The 20,834-nt window shown below is 59.3% G+C and carries 18 protein-coding genes and 1 pseudogene; 17 read left to right on the forward strand and 2 right to left on the reverse strand.

From position 1 onward, the window contains the following. The first annotated feature begins 77 nt into the window (after window positions 1–77). The 12 genes from flgB (at window position 78) to NA647_RS06340 (ending at window position 11,466) form a co-directional block, all read left to right on the forward strand. A complete protein-coding gene (gene flgB, locus NA647_RS06285; protein ID WP_256057073.1) occupies window positions 78–482 on the forward strand; it encodes a flagellar basal body rod protein FlgB in 405 nt (134 codons plus the stop codon). A gap of 14 nt (window positions 483–496) precedes the next feature. Next, the gene (gene flgC, locus NA647_RS06290; RefSeq protein ID WP_256056907.1) at window positions 497–940 is read left to right on the forward strand and encodes a flagellar basal body rod protein FlgC; all 444 of its coding nucleotides are present in this window, start codon (window positions 497–499) and stop codon (window positions 938–940) included. An 18-nt stretch (window positions 941–958) separates the two neighbouring features. Next, window positions 959–1,639, forward strand: a complete 681-nt coding sequence (gene flgD, locus NA647_RS06295; protein WP_256056908.1) for a flagellar hook assembly protein FlgD — start codon at window positions 959–961, stop codon at window positions 1,637–1,639. A 31-nt stretch (window positions 1,640–1,670) separates the two neighbouring features. Beyond that, the gene (flgE, locus tag NA647_RS06300; RefSeq protein ID WP_256056909.1) at window positions 1,671–2,969 is read left to right on the forward strand and encodes a flagellar hook protein FlgE; all 1,299 of its coding nucleotides are present in this window, start codon (window positions 1,671–1,673) and stop codon (window positions 2,967–2,969) included. Between the two features lie 192 nt (window positions 2,970–3,161). After that, window positions 3,162–3,902, forward strand: a complete 741-nt coding sequence (gene flgF, locus NA647_RS06305) for a flagellar basal-body rod protein FlgF (protein WP_168424658.1) — start codon at window positions 3,162–3,164, stop codon at window positions 3,900–3,902. Between the two features lie 45 nt (window positions 3,903–3,947). Further along, window positions 3,948–4,733 (forward strand): flagellar basal-body rod protein FlgG, encoded by a 786-nt coding sequence (gene flgG, locus NA647_RS06310; protein ID WP_025241209.1) that lies wholly within the window; start codon window positions 3,948–3,950, stop codon window positions 4,731–4,733. 29 nt (window positions 4,734–4,762) lie between these two features. Next, window positions 4,763–5,458, forward strand: coding sequence for a flagellar basal body L-ring protein FlgH (gene flgH / locus NA647_RS06315; RefSeq protein ID WP_256056910.1), 696 nt, complete (start codon window positions 4,763–4,765; stop codon window positions 5,456–5,458). A 13-nt stretch (window positions 5,459–5,471) separates the two neighbouring features. Next, the gene (locus NA647_RS06320) at window positions 5,472–6,575 is read left to right on the forward strand and encodes a flagellar basal body P-ring protein FlgI (RefSeq protein WP_256056911.1); all 1,104 of its coding nucleotides are present in this window, start codon (window positions 5,472–5,474) and stop codon (window positions 6,573–6,575) included. 10 nt (window positions 6,576–6,585) lie between these two features. Next, window positions 6,586–7,785 carry a flagellar assembly peptidoglycan hydrolase FlgJ gene (flgJ, locus tag NA647_RS06325; RefSeq protein ID WP_256056912.1) on the forward strand — a complete coding sequence of 400 codons (1,200 nt, stop codon included), beginning with the start codon at window positions 6,586–6,588 and terminating at the stop codon, window positions 7,783–7,785. Between the two features lie 2 nt (window positions 7,786–7,787). Then, complete coding sequence (gene flgK / locus NA647_RS06330; RefSeq protein WP_256056913.1) at window positions 7,788–9,779, forward strand: flagellar hook-associated protein FlgK; 1,992 nt, start codon at window positions 7,788–7,790, stop codon at window positions 9,777–9,779. Window positions 9,780–9,790: 11 nt separating this feature from the next. Further along, a complete protein-coding gene (gene flgL / locus NA647_RS06335) occupies window positions 9,791–11,020 on the forward strand; it encodes a flagellar hook-associated protein FlgL (RefSeq protein ID WP_256056914.1) in 1,230 nt (409 codons plus the stop codon). A gap of 131 nt (window positions 11,021–11,151) precedes the next feature. Further along, window positions 11,152–11,466 carry a ComEA family DNA-binding protein gene (locus tag NA647_RS06340; RefSeq protein ID WP_256048145.1) on the forward strand — a complete coding sequence of 105 codons (315 nt, stop codon included), beginning with the start codon at window positions 11,152–11,154 and terminating at the stop codon, window positions 11,464–11,466. A gap of 265 nt (window positions 11,467–11,731) precedes the next feature. Here NA647_RS06340 and NA647_RS06345 read toward each other — a convergent pair whose 3' ends face one another. Then, the gene (locus tag NA647_RS06345) at window positions 11,732–14,641 is read right to left on the reverse strand and encodes an EAL domain-containing protein (RefSeq protein ID WP_256056915.1); all 2,910 of its coding nucleotides are present in this window, start codon (window positions 14,639–14,641) and stop codon (window positions 11,732–11,734) included. Between the two features lie 125 nt (window positions 14,642–14,766). Further along, the gene (locus NA647_RS06350; protein ID WP_256048147.1) at window positions 14,767–15,633 is read right to left on the reverse strand and encodes a LysR family transcriptional regulator; all 867 of its coding nucleotides are present in this window, start codon (window positions 15,631–15,633) and stop codon (window positions 14,767–14,769) included. 274 nt (window positions 15,634–15,907) lie between these two features. Here NA647_RS06350 and leuC point away from each other — a divergent pair, with 274 nt between their 5' ends. The 5 genes and pseudogenes from leuC to NA647_RS06375 form a co-directional block, all read left to right on the forward strand. Then, on the forward strand, window positions 15,908–17,335 hold the full coding sequence (gene leuC / locus NA647_RS06355; RefSeq protein WP_256056916.1) for a 3-isopropylmalate dehydratase large subunit: 1,428 nt from the start codon (window positions 15,908–15,910) through the stop codon (window positions 17,333–17,335). 11 nt (window positions 17,336–17,346) lie between these two features. After that, the gene (gene leuD / locus NA647_RS06360) at window positions 17,347–17,994 is read left to right on the forward strand and encodes a 3-isopropylmalate dehydratase small subunit (protein WP_256048149.1); all 648 of its coding nucleotides are present in this window, start codon (window positions 17,347–17,349) and stop codon (window positions 17,992–17,994) included. 120 nt (window positions 17,995–18,114) lie between these two features. Beyond that, complete coding sequence (gene leuB, locus NA647_RS06365) at window positions 18,115–19,197, forward strand: 3-isopropylmalate dehydrogenase (RefSeq protein ID WP_256056917.1); 1,083 nt, start codon at window positions 18,115–18,117, stop codon at window positions 19,195–19,197. A gap of 53 nt (window positions 19,198–19,250) precedes the next feature. Beyond that, complete coding sequence (asd, locus tag NA647_RS06370) at window positions 19,251–20,363, forward strand: aspartate-semialdehyde dehydrogenase (protein WP_256056918.1); 1,113 nt, start codon at window positions 19,251–19,253, stop codon at window positions 20,361–20,363. Between the two features lie 376 nt (window positions 20,364–20,739). After that, window positions 20,740–20,826, forward strand: a pseudogene (locus NA647_RS06375) (aspartate-semialdehyde dehydrogenase); the annotation flags it as partial. Between the last annotated feature and the right edge of the window lie 8 nt (window positions 20,827–20,834).

Raw genomic sequence — 20,834 nt, forward strand, 5'->3', positions numbered from 1 at the left:
AATCAGTTGTTTATCGAAGTGGCATGGCCTTTGCTGGTGGTTTGCTAAGCAGACTGTATCCGGCAGAGGGCCAGATCATGAGCATCAGTTTCGATAAAGCTCTGGGTATTCACGAAAAAGCACTAGGCTTTCGCGCTCAGCGTGCCGAGGTGCTTGCCAACAATATTGCCAACGCCGACACGCCTAATTACAAGGCCCGTGATTTGGAGTTCGGCAGCGTTCTCGCTGCCCAGCAGGGCAAGAACCAGGGTGAGTTCGGCGTCGCTGTCACCAGCAGCAAACACATCGCGGCGCAAGGGTTTGAGATTGCCGATCCAGGCCTTCGATTCCGCACGCCGACGCATGCTTCGCTGGATCAGAACACTGTCGATGCACAGGTCGAGCAGGCCGCCTACGCCGAAAACGCCATCGATTTCCAGGCAAGCTTTACCCTTCTCAACAGTAAATTCAGGGGGCTCATGAGCGCCCTGCGCGGCGAATAACAGGAGCGAAGCCCATGTCCCTTAGCAGCGTATTCAATATCGCCGGCAGCGGCATGAGTGCTCAGAGCACTCGCCTCAACACCATTTCCAGCAACATCGCCAACGCCGAGACCGTTTCGTCCAGCGTTGACCAAACCTACCGCGCCCGCCATCCGGTCTTCGCGACCATGTTGCAACAGGCAAACGGCTCGCCAAGTGGATCCTTGTTCGCCGAGCAGGATCAAGCGGGTGCCGGTGTGCAGGTGCTTGGCGTGGTGGAGGACCAGAGCGAGCTGCAAGCCCGTTACGAGCCCAACCATCCGGCCGCGAACGAAGAAGGTTACGTGTACTACCCGAACGTGAACGTGGTGGAGGAGATGGCAGACATGATTTCAGCGAGCCGGTCGTTCCAGACCAACGCCGAGCTGATGAACACGGCCAAGACCATGCTGCAGAAAGTTCTGACCCTGGGCCAGTAACCCTTACGAGAGATAGCCATGAGCACGACAGGCGGCGTTAGCGGTACCGGTTCGGTACTCGACCAATACCAGATCAAAGATCGCGAAGTAAAAAGCAACGATCTCGGCAAGAACGAATTTCTCGAGCTGCTGGTAACTCAGCTGAACAACCAGAACCCTCTGGAACCTCAGGAAAACGGCGAGTTCATTGCGCAGTTGGCTCAGTTCAGCACGGTCGAAGGCGTGGAGAAGCTGAACTCGAGCATGGAAACCATGCTCTCGGGGTATCAGTCGTCCCAGGCGCTGCAGGCGTCGTCGCTGGTCGGCCGCAAGGTGATCGTGCCCACCGACAAGGCGGTCGTCGATACCAGCGAGACCTTCAAAGCGAGCATCGTGCTTCCAACGACCAGCAGCAACGTAGCCGTTAACGTTTATGACAGCGCCGGCACGGTGGTCAACCGGATCAACATGGGCCCGCAGGAGGCCGGCAACGTTTCGTTCATGTGGGACGGTAAGGATTCGAGCGGCAATACCTTGCCGCCGGGAACCTACCGATTCGAAGCACAAGCTAGCTACCAAGGCGAGACCAAGGGCCTGTACACCCTTCTGCCCGCCAACGTAGACAGCGTCACTCTCGGACAGAACGGCGGTGAGCTGATGCTCAATCTGGCCGGCGTCGGCAGCATTGGGCTGTCACAAGTCCAAGTCATTGGTCAGTAACTGCCGGCACACCCGGTAACAGGAGCAATTCATGTCGTTCAATATCGGCCTTAGCGGCATGCGTGCCGCCAGCAAAGACCTCAACGTTACAGGTAATAACATCGCTAACGCCGGAACTGCTGGCTTCAAGCAGTCACGTGCAGAGTTTGCGGATGTGTATGCCTCGTCCGTACTCGGAACTGGTAAGAATCCCCAGGGCAGCGGCGTGTTGCTTGCGAACGTGTCGCAGCAATTCAACCAGGGCAACATCAACTACACGCAGAATGCTCTGGACCTGGCGATCAATGGCAACGGGTTCTTTCAGGTCAGCAATAACGGCGCGCTGAGCTATACCCGCGCCGGTTATTTCGGAACGGATAAAGAAGGCAATCTGGTCGATAATTTCGGCTACAACCTTCAGGGTTACTCGGTCGACGGCAATGGCAATATCCAGACCGGGCAAGTAAGCGATCTGAAAATCCAGACCGCCAGTCAGGAGCCTAAGGCGACGACGAAAGTAACCCAAGGTTTCAACTTGAATTCCACCAATACCCAGCCGGGCAACACGCCGTTTAGTCCCGCAGATCCGCTGAGCTATAACTCTTCCACTTCGACAAACATCTATGACGAGCAGGGCAACGCTCACGTCATGACGCAGTATTTTGTCAAACAACCCACTGACCCGGATAATCCCGCTACTGCTAATACTTGGGATATGTATGTTTTGGTTGATGGACGCAATCCTCAGGACCCTGCGGAGACTGACGTCGCGGCCACCACACTAAGTTTTGACGCTACTGGAAAGCTTACAACCTCGATGGCTGCAATTTCGCCGATGCAGGGCTGGAAGCCAGCTAAACAAGATATCAACGGTGAATGGGTGCCCAACGGGGCGGCTACCGGTGACTCTTTGGACATAGAATTTGATTTCAGAGGTTCTACCCAGTACGCCAGCGCATTCGCAGTCAACAGTGTCAGCCAAGACGGCTACACCACTGGCGAGCTGGCCGGTCTTGAAATCAGCGAATCCGGCGATATTTTTGCGCGTTACACCAACGGTCAGTCCAAGGTCCAAGGCCAGATCATTCTGGCCAACTTCGCCAACGTTCAGGGTTTAACCCCGGTAGGCAAAACCCAGTGGGTGCAATCCTTTGAATCCGGTGAGCCAGTGCGCAACCCGCCGGGTAGCGGCACGCTCGGCTCGTTGCAGGCCGGCGCCTTGGAAGACTCCAACGTTGAGCTGTCGGACCAGCTGGTCAACCTGATCGTGGCGCAGCGCAATTACCAAGCGAACGCCAAGACGATCGAAACCGAAAGCGCGATCACCCAGACGATCATCAATCTGCGTTAACGGGTCGCGGCGGCAGCCCGTTACATGGCGGAATTCTGCCGCTCCGTCTATCCAAAGGCCCTTCGGGGCCTTTTCTTTTTCTAATAATTCTTTCAAATCAGCATCTTAATTATCGCTTTGCTGTTGGCATGCGCATTGCTTTCGAGAAGGTAAGGAACGCCTAAGCGTCAATTCACGCATCTCGGAGGTTCGATGGACAAGATGCTCTATGTGGCAATGACGGGTGCGAGCCAAAACGCTCGCGCCCAGCAGGCCCATGCCAACAACCTGGCGAATATCTCGACCACCGGCTTTCGTCGTGATTTTGAGCAAGCGCGTTCGATGCAGGTGTTCGGCGACAGTTTTCCGGCACGCGTTTATGCCATGACTGAGCGGCCTGGCACGGATTTCAGTGCCGGCACGCTGCAGGAAACGGGGCGGGATCTGGACGTTGCGGTCGAGGGCGAAGGCTGGATCGCGGTGCAAGCGCCCGATGGCAGTGAGGCTTATGCCCGTACCGGCAGCCTCAATATCGACACGCTCGGCATGCTGCGGACCGGCGACGGTTTGCCGGTGCTCGGCAATGCCGGGCCGATTGCCGTGCCGCCGGAAGAGAAGGTGGAGATCGGCGCCGACGGGTCCATCAGCATTCGTGCGCTCGGAGAAGACCCGAACGTGGTGGTTACGGTCGACCGTCTCAAGCTCGTCAATCCCGATCCAAAGCAGTTGGAGAAGGGCACCGATGGTTTGATTCGGATGAAGGACGGCCAGCCCGTCGAGGCTGACGCCGCGGTCCGTGTGACGTCCGGTTTTCTCGAAGCGAGCAACGTCAACGCGGTGGCCGAGATGACGTCGATGCTGGCGCTGTCCCGACAGTTCGAGCTTCACGTGAAAATGATGCGCACCGCCGAAGAAGATAGTGCCGCTGCGGCCCGAGTCTTGCAGATCAGCTAGTAAACAACGCGTTGCGCCCGATTTCCGGCGTACGAGGAGAAGAACATGCTTCCAGCACTGTGGGTGAGTAAGACCGGTTTGTCCGCCCAGGACATGAACCTGACGACCATTTCCAACAACCTGGCCAACGTTTCCACCACGGGCTTCAAGAAAGACCGCGCCGAATTCCAAGATCTGTTGTATCAGATCCGTCGGCAGCCCGGTGGCCAGTCGACCCAGGACAGCGAGCTTCCGTCCGGCCTGCAGCTGGGTACCGGTGTTCGCATTGTCGGCACGCAGAAGCAGTTCACCGCCGGCAGCCTGCAGACCACCGAGCAGCCGCTCGACATGGCGATCAATGGCCGCGGCTTCTTCCAAGTGCTGCTGCCCGACGGCACCGTGTCCTACTCGCGTGACGGTAGCTTCCACCTGAACGCCGACGGCCAGATCGTGACCTCCAACGGCTATGCGCTGGAGCCGGCGATCGTCGTGCCGCCGGAAACCCAGACCTTCACCGTCGGCGAAGACGGCACCGTCTCGGTTACCACGCTGGGCAACCCGGCGCCGCAAATCATAGGCAACCTGCAGACCGCTGACTTCGTCAACCCGGCGGGCCTGCAGGCCATGGGCAGCAACCTGTTCCTAGAAACCGCAGCAAGCGGTGCGCCGCAGGTCAGCACACCTGGCCTGAACGGATTGGGCACGGTGCTGCAGAACACTCTGGAAAACTCCAACGTCAGCGTCGTCGAGGAGCTGGTGAACATGATCACCACTCAGCGTGCCTACGAGATGAACTCGAAAGTCATCTCCACGGCCGATCAGATGCTCTCCTTTGTCACCCAGCAGCTGTAACAGCTGTCAGCCGCTGGATTGAGGTGAATATGCGCCGCTTCTTGATCGTTCTTCCGCTGATGTCCGCTGTGGTCCTGTCCGGTTGCGTGGCGCCAGCCCCGAAGCCCAATGACCCGTACTACGCGCCGGTCCTGCCGCGTACGCCGCTGCCGGCTGCGCAAAACAACGGGGCCATTTATCAGGCGGGCTTCGAGACCAATCTGTACGACGACCGCAAGGCCCACCGGGTCGGTGACATCATCACCATCACGCTCAACGAGCGGACCCAAGCGAGCAAGAATTCGAACTCGAAGATATCCAAGGACAGCAGCGCCAACATCGGGCTCGGCTCGCTGTTCGGCGGCGCCGTATCGATGGCCAACCCGTTGACCGGCAACGCCATGAATCTGGGCGCCGAATACGACGCTTCGCGTGATACCTCCGGCTCCGGCCAGGCAGGGCAGAGCAACAGTCTGTCCGGCTCGATCACCGTTACCGTGTCCGACGTGCTGCCAAACGGCATTCTGGCGATTCGCGGTGAGAAGTGGATGACACTCAATACAGGCGACGAGTTGGTGCGCATTGCCGGTCTGGTGCGCGCGGACGACATCGCGACCGATAACACCGTGCCGTCGACCCGTATCGCCGATGCCCGCATCACTTATTCCGGTACCGGCGCCTTCGCCGATGCCAGCCAGCCCGGTTGGCTGGATCGTTTCTTCATCAGCCCGTTGTGGCCGTTCTAAGCAGGTGCAGGCAATGAAATTTTTCAGCTCGATCGTAGTTGCCCTGTTGTGCCTGGTCGCTGTCCCGGCGCAAGCCGAGCGGCTCAAGGACATCGCCACTATTCAGGGTGTTCGTAGCAACCAGTTGATCGGCTACGGCCTGGTGGTCGGCCTCAATGGCAGTGGCGACCAGACCACCCAGACGCCGTTCACGGTGCAGACCTTCAACAACATGATGGCGCAGTTCGGCATCAAGGTGCCGGCCGGTGGCAACGTCCAGCTGAAGAACGTCGCGGCCGTGTCGATTCATGCTGATCTGCCGCCCTTCGCCAAGCCGGGTCAGACGATCGATATCACCGTTTCGTCGATCGGTAACGCCAAGAGCCTGCGCGGCGGCAGCCTGTTGATGGCGCCGCTCAAGGGTATCGACGGCAACGTTTACGCGATTGCCCAAGGCAACCTGGTGGTAGGTGGTTTCGATGCCGGTGGCGCGGACGGTTCGCGCATCACCGTAAACATTCCATCCGCGGGCCGCATTCCGAACGGCGCGACCGTCGAGCGGCCAGTCCCGAGTGCGTTCAATCAGGGCACCACCCTGACGATGAACCTCAACCGTCCTGATTTCACCACCGCCAAGAACATCGTTGACCATATCAACGAGCTGCTCGGCCCGGGTGTGGCCCAGGCGCTCGACGGTGGCTCGATCAGCATCACCGCCCCTCTGGATCCGAGCCAGCGCGTCGACTATCTGTCGATCCTGGAAAACCTGGAAGTTGACGTCGGTCAGGCGGTTGCCAAGGTGATCATCAATTCGCGTACCGGCACCATCGTGATCGGCCAGAACGTTCGCGTGCAGCCGGCCGCCGTTACCCACGGCAGCCTGACGGTGACCATTTCTGAAGACCCGCAAGTCAGCCAGCCGAACCCGCTGTCGGACGGCCAGACGGTGGTCGTGCCCAACTCCAACGTTAGAGCGGAGCAGGAAGCCAAGCCGATGTTCAAGTTTGGCCCGGGCACCACGCTTGATGAGATTGTGCGGGCGGTGAATCAGGTGGGCGCAGCGCCTAGCGACCTGATGGCGATTCTCGAGGCGCTCAAGCAAGCCGGTGCGCTGCAAGCCGACCTGATCGTGATCTGAGGACAGGGACATGGAAAATCGACTGGGACTTGGCCGGCGTACACCTGACAGCGGAAGCTATTCCGACCTGAATCGGCTGAATCAGCTCAAGGTTGGCAAAGACCGTGACGGCGCGGAGAACGTGCGCAAGGTTGCGCAGGAGTTCGAGTCCCTGTTCATGAACGAGATGCTCAAGTCGATGCGTTCGGCCACTGAGGTCATGTCCCAGGACAATCCACTCAACAGCCAGGCCAGCAAGCAGTATCAGGACATGCACGACCAGCAATTGTCGGTCACGCTTTCCAAAGAAGGCGGGGGTATCGGCCTAGCCGACGTTCTGATCCGTCAGCTGAACAAACAGCAGGAACCCAGCGAGAAGCCGAATCCCTTTGCTCAGGTCGCGCAGACCGAAGGCGCGAAAGCGTCGAGCAGCCCAAGCGCCGCCATTGCGCCAGCGGCATCGGCTCGAAATGACTCGCAGCTGCTGAATCAACGCCGTCTGGCGCTGCCGGGCAAGCTTGCCGAGCGTCCGTCGGCAGAGACCGCACCCGCCGAGGTTGCCAAGAACGGAGCCGACGCCCAACAGGCCGGCAAGCCTCAGCCGTTGGTGAATCTCGACTGGCAGCCCGCGACGGCCTTCGCGGCGCCCAAGGATGCGCCGTTGATCGTCAACGGCGTTGAGGCGACGGCACCGAGCGCGCCGAGCAAGACGCGCTTCAACTCACCGGCCGAATTCATCGCGACCATGCTGCCCATGGCGGAAAAAGCAGCCAAGCGACTCGGCGTAGAGCCGCGCTTCCTGGTGGCGCAGGCTGCGCTGGAAACCGGCTGGGGCAAGTCGATGATTCGTCAGAAGGACGGCAGCAACAGCCACAACCTGTTCGGTATCAAAGCCACTGGTTGGCAAGGTGAATCGGCGAAGGTCACCACAACCGAGTACGTCAACGGTAAGGCGACGAAGCAGGTCGCTGGGTTCCGGGCTTACGACTCGTTCGAACAGAGCTTCAACGATTACGTTCGGCTGCTCGAGAACAACGACCGCTACCAGCCGGCGATTCAGGTTGCGAGCACTACCGGTAACTCGGAGCGCTTCGTCAACGAATTACAGCGGGCCGGTTACGCGACCGACCCGCAATATGCGAACAAGATCAATCAGATCGCTCGCAAAGTGCAGACCTACCAGACGATCGCTGACGCGAGTTCAGCGCCCGCCGTGCGGACTAGAGGCTAATCATGGCTGACCTACTGAATATTGGCCTGTCGGGCTTGAGTGCGAGCAAGAGCCAGCTGTCGATCACCGGCCACAACATCAGCAACGTCAATACTCCCGGCTATAGCCGTCAGGATGCATCCCAGGCAACCCGGACTCCTCAATTCAGCGGGGCGGGTTATGTCGGCTCGGGCACTACGCTGGTGGAAATCCGCAGGACGTACAGCGAGTTCCTGACCAGTCAGTTGCGCAGCAGTACTTCGCTGAGCAGCGACGTCGAAGCCTACAAGAGCCAGATCGACCAGCTCGATTCTCTGCTGGCAGGCAGTACGACCGGCATCACGCCGTCGCTGCAGAAGTTCTTCTCGGCACTGCAAACGGCAGCGGAAGACCCCGCCAACATTCCGGCACGTCAGTTGGTACTGGCGGAGGCTGAGGGGCTGGCGCGTCGATTCAATACCGTTTCCGACCGGCTGAACGAACAGAACAACTTCACCAACAAGCAGATGGCTGCGGTCACCGATCAGGTCAACCGTCTGGCCGGCAGTATCGGTAGCTTGAACCAAGCCATCGCCACTGCTTCGGCCAATGGCAAACAACCTAATGACCTGCTCGACGCGCGTGACGAGGCGGTGCGTCAGTTGTCGACCTACATCGGCGTCACCGTAACGCCGCAAGACGACAATAGCTTCAATATCTCGATTGGTACCGGTCAGCCCTTGGTCGTCGGAAGCGCCGTGAGCCGGCTGGAAGTCGTGCCAGGGCAGGGTGATCCCAACCGTCATGAAATTCAGTTTGTCAGCGGCGGCTCACGCCAGGGGATTACGTCGCAGATTACCGGCGGCGAGCTGGGCGGGCTGATTCGCTATCGCCAGGAAGTACTGAACCCCACGCTCAATTCACTGGGGCGGTTGGCGTTAGCTGTGAGTGAACAGGTCAATACCCAGCTGGGGCAGGGTCTGGATCTGAAGGGCAATGTTGGCGTCGACCTGTTCAAAGATATCAATGCGGCCGATCTGGTCGATAAGCGCAGTTATCCCGCCGGCGTCAATGTTGCGATAACCGACACCAGCTTGCTCGGCACCAAGGACTATGAAATCGAGATCACCAGCCTGGATGAGGATGGTGGTGGCGCATATCGGATCCGAGAAGCCGGCGGGGGCTGGACGACTGGTGTGTTCGGCGATGATGGTCATGGCTTTTCGCTCAGCCTCGCTGAAACCCACACTCTCGCTGTGGGTGATCGAGTCCTCGTCATGCCGACCAGGCGTGGGGCAACTGATATCGCCGCTGACCTGGACCAAGCGGATCAGCTGGCTTTCGCATCGCCTGCACGATCTACAGCCAATCTCCAAAATGGTGGTACAGCTGTTATTGGGCAGCCTGAGCTGATCAGTAGCGGAACCAGCGCGACCGTCAAGTCAGCGCTAGAACAGCTGCCAACGCAATTGCAGTACAACGGAGTGACGGGCCTTATTGAGAGCACTGCAGGCAGCGTCGTCAGAGTCGACCCCGCGGATAATCATAAGCCTGCAGATCCCGCAGGCTACCAAAGCGGTGAGGTCAATACTTACGAGCTGACACTCGATAACGGCGCGAAGCTTCGCTTTACGCTCAGTGGCCGGCCTGCGGCAAATGACCGCTTTGATCTCCTGTCTAACGAGAGTGGCGTGTCGGATAACCGCAACGCCCTGAAGCTTGTTGATTTGCAAACTAAGCAGACCATTGGCGTATCCGAAGGGGCTGGCGGCGTTACATCCGGAGCAAGCTTCACCGACGGTTACGGTGAGCTAGTTGAGCGCGTCGGCACGCTAACCGCCCAGGCCCGCATGGACAGCGAAGCGACCGGTGCGATCCTCAAGCAGGCGACCGACAACCGGGACTCACTCTCGGCCGTGAACCTCGACGAGGAAGCCGCCAACTTGATCAAGTTCGAGCAGTACTACAATGCCTCGGCTCAGATCATTCAAGTTGCGCGCTCTTTGTTCGATACATTGATCAGCACCTTCAGGTAACAGGCCCGCCCATGCGCATCTCGACCTTGCAAGCATTCAATAACGGCGTGACCGGCATCCAGCGAAACTATGCCAACGCCACGCGCACCCAAGAGCAGATCAGCACTGGCAACCGCATCCTTACGCCAGCTGATGATCCGGTTGCGTCGGTGCGCCTGCTGCAGCTGGAGCAACAGCAGAACGTGCTCGGCCAGTACAACTCCAACCTGACGGCTGCGAAGAACAGCCTGACCCAGGAAGAAGTGACACTGAACTCGGTCAATACCGTGCTGCAGCGTGTCCGCGAGCTGGCGGTGCAGGCCGGCAACGGTTCGCTAGACCCGCAGGACCGCAAAGCGATCGCCGCGGAGCTGGGTGAGCGCGAGGATGAGCTCCTGTCGCTGATGAATACTCGCAATGCGCGCGGCGAGTATTTGTTTTCCGGGTTTCAGGGCAAGACGCAGCCATTCGTGAACGGCCCTGATGGAAGCTACAGCTACAAGGGCGACGAAGGGCAGCGCAAATTGCAGATCGCCAGTTCGCTGAGTATCGCCATCAGCGATAGCGGAAAAAGTGTTTTTGAAAACGTAGTCAATGCCGGGCGTCTTGCGGTAGATGACGCAGAGAACCTCGGCTTCCCAGTTTCGGCTCCGTTGGTGAGCGACGAAGTCGCTTTCGCCAAATATAGTGGCATCCGGGTAAAGTTCGACCCATCGGTTGAGGGCAGCTACGAGGTCTTCGGTATACCGAAGGATGGAAGTACGGAGGTTTCGCTTGGGAGAAGCAATCTCGACAACGACGCTGAGACTGACGATAAGCTGGTGTTCGGTGGGGTGACGCTGTTCGTTGGCGGACAGCCGCCGGTGGACTCTGAAATCGTCGTGCAGGCGAAAGTGCCCGCAGAAGAGAAGCAAGGTATTCTCGGAACGATCGCCAACCTGCGCATGACGCTTGAAGACCCGTCCTCCAGCAACGCCGATATTCGCGATGCCGTGGCCGTAGGCTTGACTAATCTCGATCACGGCATGATCAGCGTGGACGCTGCACGTGGCAACATTGGTGCACGGCTCAACGTGATCGAAACCACCCTGACCGATAACGAAGACGTCGCGCTGGTCAACAAGGGCGTCCAGGCAGAACTGCGCGAACTGGACTACGCCGAGGCCTTGTCGCGGTTGTCCATGCAAACGGTCGTTCTCGAAGCGGCACAGCAGAGCTATGTGAAAATTTCCGGGCTGAGCCTGTTCAATGTGATGCGTTAAGCAGCGCCTGGCGGGCGTGGTTCACAGAACCAGCGCGTTGATTTGACTTGGAATTGTTGCGCTTTAAAGTGTCCCGGCGGCGCATGGAGTACCGCGCCGGATAAAATCCAACACTCAAAGGGACGTGAATCATGACCAAGTCTTTTCTCTCCGCAGCACTCTTCGCACTGCTCGCCAGCGTTTCCATTGGCGGCCATGCAGCCCAGACTGAACCTGTTGCAGCAGCAGAGGTTGCAGTAGCCCAAGCGGCAACGATCAACCTCAATTCGGCTGATGCCGAGACCCTGACCCGCGAACTCAAAGGCATCGGTGCGACAAAGGCCAAGGCCATCGTTGCGTATCGTGAAGCTCATGGCCCGTTCGGTTCGGTTGACGAGTTGCTGGAAGTCAAAGGGATTGGTGCCGCTACCCTGGAAAAGAACCGCGCCAAGTTGAGCCTGAACTGATCAGGTGATCCCATTTCAAAGCCGGTGTGTTCCACCGGCTTCAGTATGCTGACAAATGCCCCGGCTCGTGCCGGGGCATTTGTTTTATGGCTATCGTTCTTTGTGCTCGATTTCCACCTGAACCAAAGCCGCAGATTGCAAAGGCCGAACAAGTTCGGCCCTACGGGGTTTCGGGCCAGACCATTGTGCGTAATCCGTAGGGCCGAGTTCATTCGGCCGGGGGGAGTCGCTGCGCTCTCTCAATATGGCAGGGGACTCATGCTATTTATCGGCTGCCGCCCTCGTTGGTGCTGGAACCTGCCAGAAGCTTTCTGAACTCGTCCACGGGCAGCGGACGGCTGAACAGATACCCCTGATACAGGTGACAGCCCTGCAGTTGTAGCAAGTCCAGCTGCGCCTGCTGCTCGACCCCTTCGGCGATCACCTCCAGCCCGAGACTTCTAGCCATCGCGACGATAGCGCGGATGATCTCGGCGTCGTTGGGCGCATCCAGCGCGTCTCGCACGAACGATTGATCGATCCTGAGCAGATCCACCGGCAAGCGTTTCAGATAGGTGAGCGATGAGTAGCCAGTGCCGAAATCGTCCATGGCGAAGCTGATGCCGTGTCGGCAAAGGCGGCGCATCTTGGCAATGGTGTCGTCCAGATTCTGGATCACGATGCCCTCGGTGATCTCCAGCTTGATCATCTTGTGCGGCACCCCGGTGGCCTTCAGCGCATTGAGGGTGCGTTCGACGAACTCGTGCTGACGGAACTGACGCGGGCTGATATTGACGCAAAGGCTGAAGGTGTCGGGGGGCACCAACCCCGCGGCCAATAGCGAAGCGCCGATGCGGCTGGCTTGTGTGATGATCCAGTCGCCGACTTCGACGATCAGACCGTTTTCTTCCAGCACATCGATGAACTGAGCCGGCGAGCGTGGGCCATGCTCCGGGTGATTCCAGCGCAACAGGACTTCGGCGCCGATCACCGAACCCGAGCGTGCATCCACCTGGGGTTGCAGCTGTAGTTCGAATTCGTTGCGCTGCAGCGCCAACCGTAGCTCACTCTCCAGCTGCAGACGTGCGCTTGCGGCTTGCTGCATTGTCGTGCGAAACAATTGGATGGCGTTGCGCCCGGCTGCTTTGGCCCCGTAAAGCGCAATGTCGGCTCGCTTCAGGAGATCGGCGGGCGTATCGCCATGGTCCGGCAGAAGGGCAATACCGATGCTTGGGGTGACGTGCAGCCGGTTGCCTTCGAATGTCATGGGCTCGGCGAGCAGGGTCCGCAGTTTTTCGGCAATCTGACGAACATGGCGCGTCACCTCCGAGCGCCTGCCGCTCAGTCCTGTCAGCAGGACGACGAACTCGTCGCCACCGAGGCGCGCGACGGTGTCTTCCTGGCGGGTGCTGGCTTCGAGGCGAGCCGTAATCATCTTCAGGACGGCATCGCCGACCGGATGCCCAAGCGAATCGTTGATGTGCTTGAAATGATCCAGGTCTAAAAACAGCAGGGCGCCTCGCAGGTCATGGCGCTTGTGTAACGCGATTTGCTGTACCAGACGATCCATCAGCAGCGCCCGGTTGGGAAGGTTGGTCAGTGGGTCGTGATACGCCAGGTGATGGATCTGTGCGTGTGCCGCCTTCAGTTGGCTGATGTCTCGCGCCGATATCAACAGGCAATCGGTGTCGTTGAGTTCGATCGGTTCGACTGACACCTCGATATGTTTAGGGTTGCTGTGACGATCCTGGCCGACCATTTCCCAGTTGGCGACGCGGCCGTCACGCTCCAGCCGTTCGAGGATGTCCTTGCGCTGCGAGTCAGACCAGATGCCCAGTTCGGTGGATGTACGGCCAATGGCTTCTTCTGGACGGTAGCCGGAGAGACGGTGAAAACCCTCGTTAACCTCTATGAAGCGTCCGGTGGCGCGTTCGCTGATGATGATGGCGTCGGGGCTTGAATGGAATGCCCTGGCGAACTTGGCCTCGCTGGCTTTCAAGGCTGCTTCGGCCTGCTGGCGCTCGGTGATGTCGCGGAAAGTCGTTACGATGCACAGTCGTCGGTCGATTCGAATGAAACGGCTGGAAACCACGCATGTGATGTACTGACCAGCCCTGGTGCGAAATTGCGCTTCGGCGTCGTCCAGGCGTTGGTCACGAGTCAACCGTTGGTAGAGCGACTCCCGCTGTTTCTCGTCGCGCCAGAAATGTATGTCCGGAGCCGAACGCCCAACGATATCGCTGCCTTCCCAGCCGAATACGGCGCTGAAGCTGGGATTGACATCAATGAAGGTGCCGTCGCGGATACGGGAAAGGGAAATCGGGTCGGGGCTGCCTTGGAACAAGGCGGAAAATCTGGCTTCGGACGCGGCCAGATGCTGTTCGCGCAGGACCCGCTCCGTGGCGTCGATAATGATTCCGGCCATCCGCAACGGCACGCCGTGCTCATCACGATACAGCTTGGCAGTTGTTTCCAAGTGCCGGACGGTACCGTTCGGATGCAGCGCCTGATAGGTCGTCTGATAGCTCTGGCGTCGCCCGGCCAGCAGATCGCTGTATGCCTCGCGCATGGTTTGTCGGTCATTTGCCGCGACGCTGCGAAAAAACTCCCGGAACGAACCATCGAACGGACCGTCGATGATGCCCTGTAATTCAGAAGCGCGGCTCGACGCATAGAGCCGGTCGCTTGGGATGTGCCATTCCCAGTTGCCCAGTTCTGCCGAGGCCAGTGCCAGCTCCAGACGCTCTTGGCTGTCTTCGAAGGCCAGGGCCTGAGTGTGCTGGGCGGTGATGTCGCGGACGATGCCCACCAGCGTCGAGCAACCGGCGCCGCTTTCTTGCAGCTGCCCATCGATCTCCAGCCAGTGCACGCTCGAGTCTGGCCAGCGCACCCGGTGACGCACGCTGAAACGCGACCTGTCGCCCGTCAGTACGGAGCGGGCGACGGTTGTGAGATGAAGCCGATCTTCGGCAGCGATCAGATTCAGATACTCATCCTGAGTAATCTGAGTGAGCGGTTCAGTGAGACCAAACAGCCGCTCTGTGCCGAGCGACCAGTAGACGATGCCGTGCTGCAAGTCCCACGACCAAACGCCGAGCCCTGCCGCATCGAGTACCGACAATAGGCGGGTCGCATCCCGCCAGGGGCTTGCCGCTTCGCTGGCGCTGACACCGGTCAGGGATTCAGGAGGTCGCATGAATGGTTTCCGCCGGGCTGGTGTGGAGGTGACGGATCGGCCGATAACCGGTACTGCTCATGATTCTGGTGCTCTTGTTGTTATGTCCCGAACTTATCCGTAGCAGATGGCAGGGTGCAAGTGCGTCAGCCGGCATCCAGCAAAGACATGAAGGCCTTGGCTGCGTTCGACAGGGTGCGCTCGGTATGGGTTATGTATCCGAGCTCTCTCGTTAGTTGAACTCCAGGCAGCGGAAGGCGCACCACCTGCTCATCGAGCATGGTGCGGGGCAGCACACTCCAGGCGATGCCAATGGAGACCATCATTTTGATCGTCTCCATGTAATTGGTGCTCATCGTAATGTTCGGTCTGAGATTCTCGCGCTCGAACAGCCGTTGAGCGATATGGTGGGTGAAGGTGTTGCCACCTGGAAACACGGCGGGGTAACCGGCCACGTCGGCCAAGGTTATCTGCTGTTTTTGTGCCAGCGGATGCTCCGGGGCGACGACGAAGTCCAGCGGATCGTCCCAGACCTTGCTGGCGCGAATCGGCGCAGCCGTATGTGGCGCCAGCGTAATCACGGCCAGTTCGGCACGACCATGAAGAACCTCTTCGTAGGCAACTTCCGAATCCAGGAAGCGGATATCCAGATTCACGTCGGGATAGGCACGAGTGAAGCTCCTCAGCAACGGCGGCAGGCGATGCAGGCCGATGTGGTGACTGGTCGCCAGACACAGGCGACCGCTGACTTCACCGTTGAGATTAGTCAATGCGCGGCGGGTGTCGTCCAGTACATTGAGGATTCGGTAGGCGCGAGGCAGCAGGGCCCGGCCGGCTTCGGTGAGGCCGATCTCCCGTCCCAGACGATCGAACAGGCGCACGTCGAGCTGCAACTCCAGTGCGGCAAGACGCTTGCTCACCGCAGGCTGAGTCAAGTGCAGGCGTTCTGCGGCCAAAGAGAAGCTGCCGGTTTCGGCGATGGCGATAAAGGCGTTGAGGCCTGCCAGATCCATAATTTTCCTCTTGAAGCCGATAGAAAGCGCTGGAGGCTGAGTGCCGCTCGGCCTGCGCTCCGTAGGTGGGCCGGGCGGCGCTCCGCTGCAGCCTACCGCGCTGATTCTGGTGGGCTAAAGCCCACTCTGCCTTTCGTCCAGCTTAGCTATAGAGATTCCATATAGGAATGCATCGAATGAAAAATATGAATTTGAGTAATTCGATGTAACCCCATAGCATTCACCCCATAAGCGAAAGGGCTATTGCCCGCAGAAACTGATGAGGAAAGTCCCGATGGCCGGCAAAACGCTGTACGACAAACTCTGGGAAATGCACGAGGTCAAGCGTCGCGACGATGGCTCGTCGCTGATCTACATCGACCGTCATATTCTCCATGAAGTGACCTCGCCGCAGGCGTTCGAAGGGCTGCGTCTGGCCGGGCGCAAGCCGTGGCGTATCGACGCCAACATCGCCACCCCGGACCACAACGTGCCGACCACCAAGGGCGAGCGCCAGGGCGGCTTGGAAGCCATCGCCGACGAAGTCTCGCGCATTCAGGTGCAGACTCTCGACGAGAACTGCGATGACTTCGGCATTCTCGAATTCAAGATGAACGATATCCGCCAGGGCATCGTGCACGTGATCGGCCCGGAACAAGGCGCGACCCTGCCGGGCATGACCGTGGTCTGCGGCGATTCGCATACGTCCACCCATGGCGCCTTCGGTGCGCTGGCCCACGGCATCGGCACTTCTGAGGTCGAGCATGTGCTCGCCACCCAGTGCCTGGTGGCCAAGAAGATGAAGAACATGCAGGTTCGCGTTGAAGGCAAGCTGCCGTTCGGCGTAACTGCCAAAGACATCGTGCTTGCCGTGATCGGCAAGATCGGCACCGCTGGCGGGAATGGCCACGCGCTGGAGTTCGCCGGCAGCGCCATCCGCGACCTGTCCATGGAAGGCCGCATGACTCTCTGCAACATGTCCATCGAGGCCGGCGCCCGCGTGGGCCTGGTGGCCTGTGACGAGAAGACCATCGCTTATGTCGAGGGTCGCCCTTATGCGCCGAAAGGCGCGGACTGGGACAAGGCAGTCGAGGCCTGGAAAGATCTGATATCTGACGAGGATGCGGTGTTCGACACTGTGGTCGAGCTGAAGGCTGAGGATATCAAGCCGCAGGTGAGCTGGGGCACATCGCCGGAAATGGTCCTGGCTGTCGATCAGCAGGTGCCGGACCCGGCGGTAGAATCCGATCCGGTCAAGCGCGACTCCATCGAGCGCGCGCTGAAATACATGGGCCTGCGCGCCAACCAGCCGATTACCGATATCCAGCTGGATCGCGTGTTCATCGGCTCCTGCACCAACTCGCGCATCGAGGATCTGCGTGCCGCTGCTGAAGTGGCCAAGGGGCGCAAGGTCGCTGCGACCGTCAAGCAAGCAATGGTGGTGCCGGGTTCGGGCCTGGTCAAGCAACAGGCGGAATCGGAAGGGCTGGATAAGATATTCATCGAAGCCGGTTTCGAGTGGCGCGAGCCGGGCTGCTCAATGTGTCTGGCGATGAACCCGGACAAGCTGGGCAGCGGCGAGCATTGCGCGTCCACTTCCAACCGCAACTTCGAAGGGCGCCAGGGCGCTGGTGGCCGCACTCATCTGGTCAGTCCGGCCATGGCTGCGGCAGCCGCTGTGACCGGCCGCTTCATCGACGTGCGCGAACTGCTCCAGGCCTGAGGAGGCGAAACATGAAAGCATTCACCCAACACACCGGCCTGGTCTGTCCGCTCGATCGTGCCAATGTCGATACCGATCAGATCATTCCCAAGCAGTTCCTGAAGTCGATTAAGCGCACCGGTTTCGGTCCGAACCTGTTCGATGAGTGGCGCTATCTGGATGTTGGTCAGCCGAACCAGGATTCTTCGCAGCGTCCAGTCAATCAGGATTTCGTGCTGAACTTCCCGCGCTATCGGGGCGCCAGTGTGCTGCTGGCGCGTGAGAACTTCGGCTGCGGTTCATCCCGTGAGCACGCACCATGGGCGCTGGAGGAGTACGGGTTTCGTACCATCATCGCGCCGAGTTATGCCGACATCTTCTATAACAACAGTTTTAAGAACGGCCTGTTACCGATCGTGCTTAAAGACGAAGAGGTGGACGAGCTGTTCGAGCAGGCAGAGGCCACCGAGGGATATCAATTGACCGTCGACTTGGCCGCGCAAACCGTGACGCGCCCGGATGGCAAGCAGTACGGCTTCGAGGTCGACGCGTTCCGCAAGCACTGCCTGCTCAACGGCCTGGACGATATCGGCCTGACCTTGCAGGACGCCGAGGCCATCAAGGCCTTCGAAGCTCGTCATCAGCAGAGCCAGCCGTGGCTGTTCGGCGCGATCAAGTAGGTGAAAATTACGAGGTAGGGTGGGCTTCAGCCCACCAACACGGCTCGGAGCTACTGGTGGGCTGAAGCCCACCCTATGGAGCACCCCGGCCCCGAAGTGACTCCTTATAAGGAATAGGAAATGTCCAAACAGATTCTGGTTCTCCCTGGCGATGGCATCGGCCCGGAAATCATGGCCGAAGCGGTCAAGGTGCTGCAGCTGGCCAATGACAAGTTCCAGCTGAACTTCGAACTGATCTATGACGAGCTGGGCGGCGCGGCCATCGACAAATACGGCGTGCCGCTGGCTGACGAAACCCTCGAGCGTGCCCGTGCCGCCGATGCCATTCTGCTGGGCGCCGTCGGTGGTCCCAAGTGGGATGCCATCGATCCGGCCATCCGTCCTGAGCGCGGCCTGTTGAAGATCCGCTCGCAACTGGGGCTGTTCGGCAACCTGCGTCCGGCGCTGCTGTATCCGCAGCTGGCCGAAGCGTCGAGTTTGAAGCCGGAGATCGTTGCCGGCCTGGATATCCTCATCGTGCGTGAGTTGACCGGCGGTATCTATTTTGGCCAGCCGCGTGAAAGCAAAGTGTTGGAGAACGGCGAGCGTATGGCCTACGACACTCTGCCTTACAGCGAGAGCGAAATCCGCCGTATCGCCAAGGTCGGTTTCGACATGGCCATGGTGCGCAACAAGAAGCTCTGCTCGGTGGACAAGGCCAACGTGCTGGCCTCCAGCCAGTTGTGGCGTGCGGTAGTGGAAGAGGTCGGCAAAGATTATCCGGACGTCAAGCTCAGCCATATGTATGTCGATAATGCCGCCATGCAGCTGGTCCGCGCGCCCAAGCAGTTCGACGTGATCGTTACCGATAACATGTTCGGCGACATCCTGTCCGACGAGGCTTCCATGCTCACCGGTTCCATCGGCATGCTGCCGTCGGCGTCGCTGGATGCTAACAACAAGGGCATGTACGAGCCTTGCCATGGCTCGGCGCCAGATATCGCTGGCAAGGGCATCGCCAATCCGCTGGCGACCATCCTTTCGGTATCGATGATGCTGCGCTACAGCTTTAATCAGGTGGCGGCGGCCGATGCCATTGAGCGAGCGGTCAGCGACGTGCTCGACCAAGGCCTGCGCACCGGCGACATCTGGTCCGATGGCTGTAACAAGGTCGGCACTCAGGCAATGGGCGATGCGGTAGTCGCGGCGCTCGCGAAGTTGTAATCTCTTGGCCCGCTCTCAAAGCGGGTGGGTCACTTTATATAGGTGTAGTTGCGATGAAACGTGTAGGTCTGATCGGTTGGCGCGGCATGGTCGGTTCCGTGCTCATGCAGCGGATGCTGGAAGAGCGGGACTTCGACCTGATCGAGCCGGTGTTCTTTACCACTTCCAACGTAGGCGGTCAGGGGCCTTCGATCGGCAAGGACATCGCGCCGCTCAAGGATGCCTACAGCGTCGATGAGCTGAAAAGCCTCGACGTGATCCTGACCTGTCAGGGTGGCGACTACACCAACGAAGTATTCCCCAAGCTGCGCGAAGCCGGCTGGAATGGGTACTGGATCGACGCTGCCTCCGCCCTGCGCATGCAGGACGATGCGGTCATTGTGCTGGACCCGGTCAACCGCAAGGTGATCGACCAGCAGCTCGATGCCGGCACTCGCAACTATATTGGTGGCAACTGCACCGTCAGCCTGATGCTGATGGGGCTCGGCGGCCTGTTCGAGAACGGTCTGGTCGAGTGGATGAGCGCTATGACCTACCAGGCGGCGTCCGGCGCCGGTGCGCAGAACATGCGCGAGCTGATCAAGCAGATGGGCACCATCAACGCTGCGGTTGCCGATGAACTGGCCGACCCGGCCAGTGCGATTCTGGAGATCGACCGCAAGGTCGCAGAGAGCCAGCGTTCCGAGTCCTTCCCGGTAGATAACTTCGGCGTGCCGCTGGCCGGTAGCCTGATTCCCTATATCGATAAGGAACTGCCCAACGGGCAGAGCCGCGAGGAGTGGAAGGCACAGGCCGAAACCAACAAGATCCTCGGGCGCTTCAAGAATCCGATTCCGGTCGACGGCATCTGCGTGCGCATCGGCGCCATGCGTTGCCATAGCCAGGCGCTGACTATCAAGCTGAACAAGGATGTGCCGATCTCGGATATAGAGGGCATGATCAGCCAGCACAACCCTTGGGTTAAGCTGATTCCGAATCATCGGGACGCCAGCATGCAGGAGCTCAGTCCGACCTCGGTGACCGGCACGCTGAACGTACCTGTCGGTCGTTTGCGCAAGCTGAACATGGGTTCTCATTACCTGGGCGCCTTCACCGTGGGCGACCAGCTGCTCTGGGGCGCCGCGGAACCCTTGCGGCGGATGTTGCGCATCCTTCTGGAACGCTAAACCGCAAGGAAGGAAACACCGAAGCGCCTCGGCACAGCCGCGGCGCTTTTTTTATCTGGTCGAAGCTGCCTAGCTGAGCGTTCCGCAGCGAGGGCTCTGCATGGCGCGTTCGTCGGATTTAGGCTTAACCTCGCTGCGGGACGATCTGCTTCGGCTACAGTGACGCCCTTCGGAACGGCTCACCATGTGTCGGTATCGACGCGGTTAAGGGCTGTTTTTCGTTTCCATATTTAGGTGGCGGGCCGATAGATATTGCTTCAATAACTACACCGCCAGGGTTTCGCATTGTTTCGTTGAGCGTCTTGTTCGGAATTGAAGTACAAGGGCTACCGGTTCGCGAGCAGGCTGCAGCTTCGTTGAAACAGGCGAACGCGAATTGTGGATTGTGTCTGATAACGTGGCAAAAGGCGTGGCGGGCCATGCAGTGCGGTCTGGTGAGTTATTGATAAAACACTATCTGTAAAAGATACT

Origin of the sequence: Stutzerimonas stutzeri (assembly GCF_024448985.1) — a bacterium.
In the GTDB taxonomy this organism is placed as follows: Bacteria; Pseudomonadota; Gammaproteobacteria; order Pseudomonadales; family Pseudomonadaceae; genus Stutzerimonas; species Stutzerimonas stutzeri_AP.

Excerpts from the sequence above, each read along its gene's own strand:
- flgB (WP_256057073.1), top strand. The coding sequence starts at position 78 with ATGAGCATCAGTTTCGATAAAGCTCTGGGTATTCACGAAAAAGCACTA.
- flgC (WP_256056907.1), top strand. The coding sequence starts at position 497 with ATGTCCCTTAGCAGCGTATTCAATATCGCCGGCAGCGGCATGAGTGCT.
- flgD (WP_256056908.1), top strand. The coding sequence starts at position 959 with ATGAGCACGACAGGCGGCGTTAGCGGTACCGGTTCGGTACTCGACCAA.
- flgE (WP_256056909.1), top strand. The coding sequence starts at position 1,671 with ATGTCGTTCAATATCGGCCTTAGCGGCATGCGTGCCGCCAGCAAAGAC.
- flgF (WP_168424658.1), top strand. The coding sequence starts at position 3,162 with ATGGACAAGATGCTCTATGTGGCAATGACGGGTGCGAGCCAAAACGCT.
- flgG (WP_025241209.1), top strand. The coding sequence starts at position 3,948 with ATGCTTCCAGCACTGTGGGTGAGTAAGACCGGTTTGTCCGCCCAGGAC.
- flgH (WP_256056910.1), top strand. The coding sequence starts at position 4,763 with ATGCGCCGCTTCTTGATCGTTCTTCCGCTGATGTCCGCTGTGGTCCTG.
- NA647_RS06320 (WP_256056911.1), top strand. The coding sequence starts at position 5,472 with ATGAAATTTTTCAGCTCGATCGTAGTTGCCCTGTTGTGCCTGGTCGCT.
- flgJ (WP_256056912.1), top strand. The coding sequence starts at position 6,586 with ATGGAAAATCGACTGGGACTTGGCCGGCGTACACCTGACAGCGGAAGC.
- flgK (WP_256056913.1), top strand. The coding sequence starts at position 7,788 with ATGGCTGACCTACTGAATATTGGCCTGTCGGGCTTGAGTGCGAGCAAG.
- flgL (WP_256056914.1), top strand. The coding sequence starts at position 9,791 with ATGCGCATCTCGACCTTGCAAGCATTCAATAACGGCGTGACCGGCATC.
- NA647_RS06340 (WP_256048145.1), top strand. The coding sequence starts at position 11,152 with ATGACCAAGTCTTTTCTCTCCGCAGCACTCTTCGCACTGCTCGCCAGC.
- NA647_RS06345 (WP_256056915.1), bottom strand. The coding sequence starts at position 14,641 with ATGCGACCTCCTGAATCCCTGACCGGTGTCAGCGCCAGCGAAGCGGCA.
- NA647_RS06350 (WP_256048147.1), bottom strand. The coding sequence starts at position 15,633 with ATGGATCTGGCAGGCCTCAACGCCTTTATCGCCATCGCCGAAACCGGC.
- leuC (WP_256056916.1), top strand. The coding sequence starts at position 15,908 with ATGGCCGGCAAAACGCTGTACGACAAACTCTGGGAAATGCACGAGGTC.
- leuD (WP_256048149.1), top strand. The coding sequence starts at position 17,347 with ATGAAAGCATTCACCCAACACACCGGCCTGGTCTGTCCGCTCGATCGT.
- leuB (WP_256056917.1), top strand. The coding sequence starts at position 18,115 with ATGTCCAAACAGATTCTGGTTCTCCCTGGCGATGGCATCGGCCCGGAA.
- asd (WP_256056918.1), top strand. The coding sequence starts at position 19,251 with ATGAAACGTGTAGGTCTGATCGGTTGGCGCGGCATGGTCGGTTCCGTG.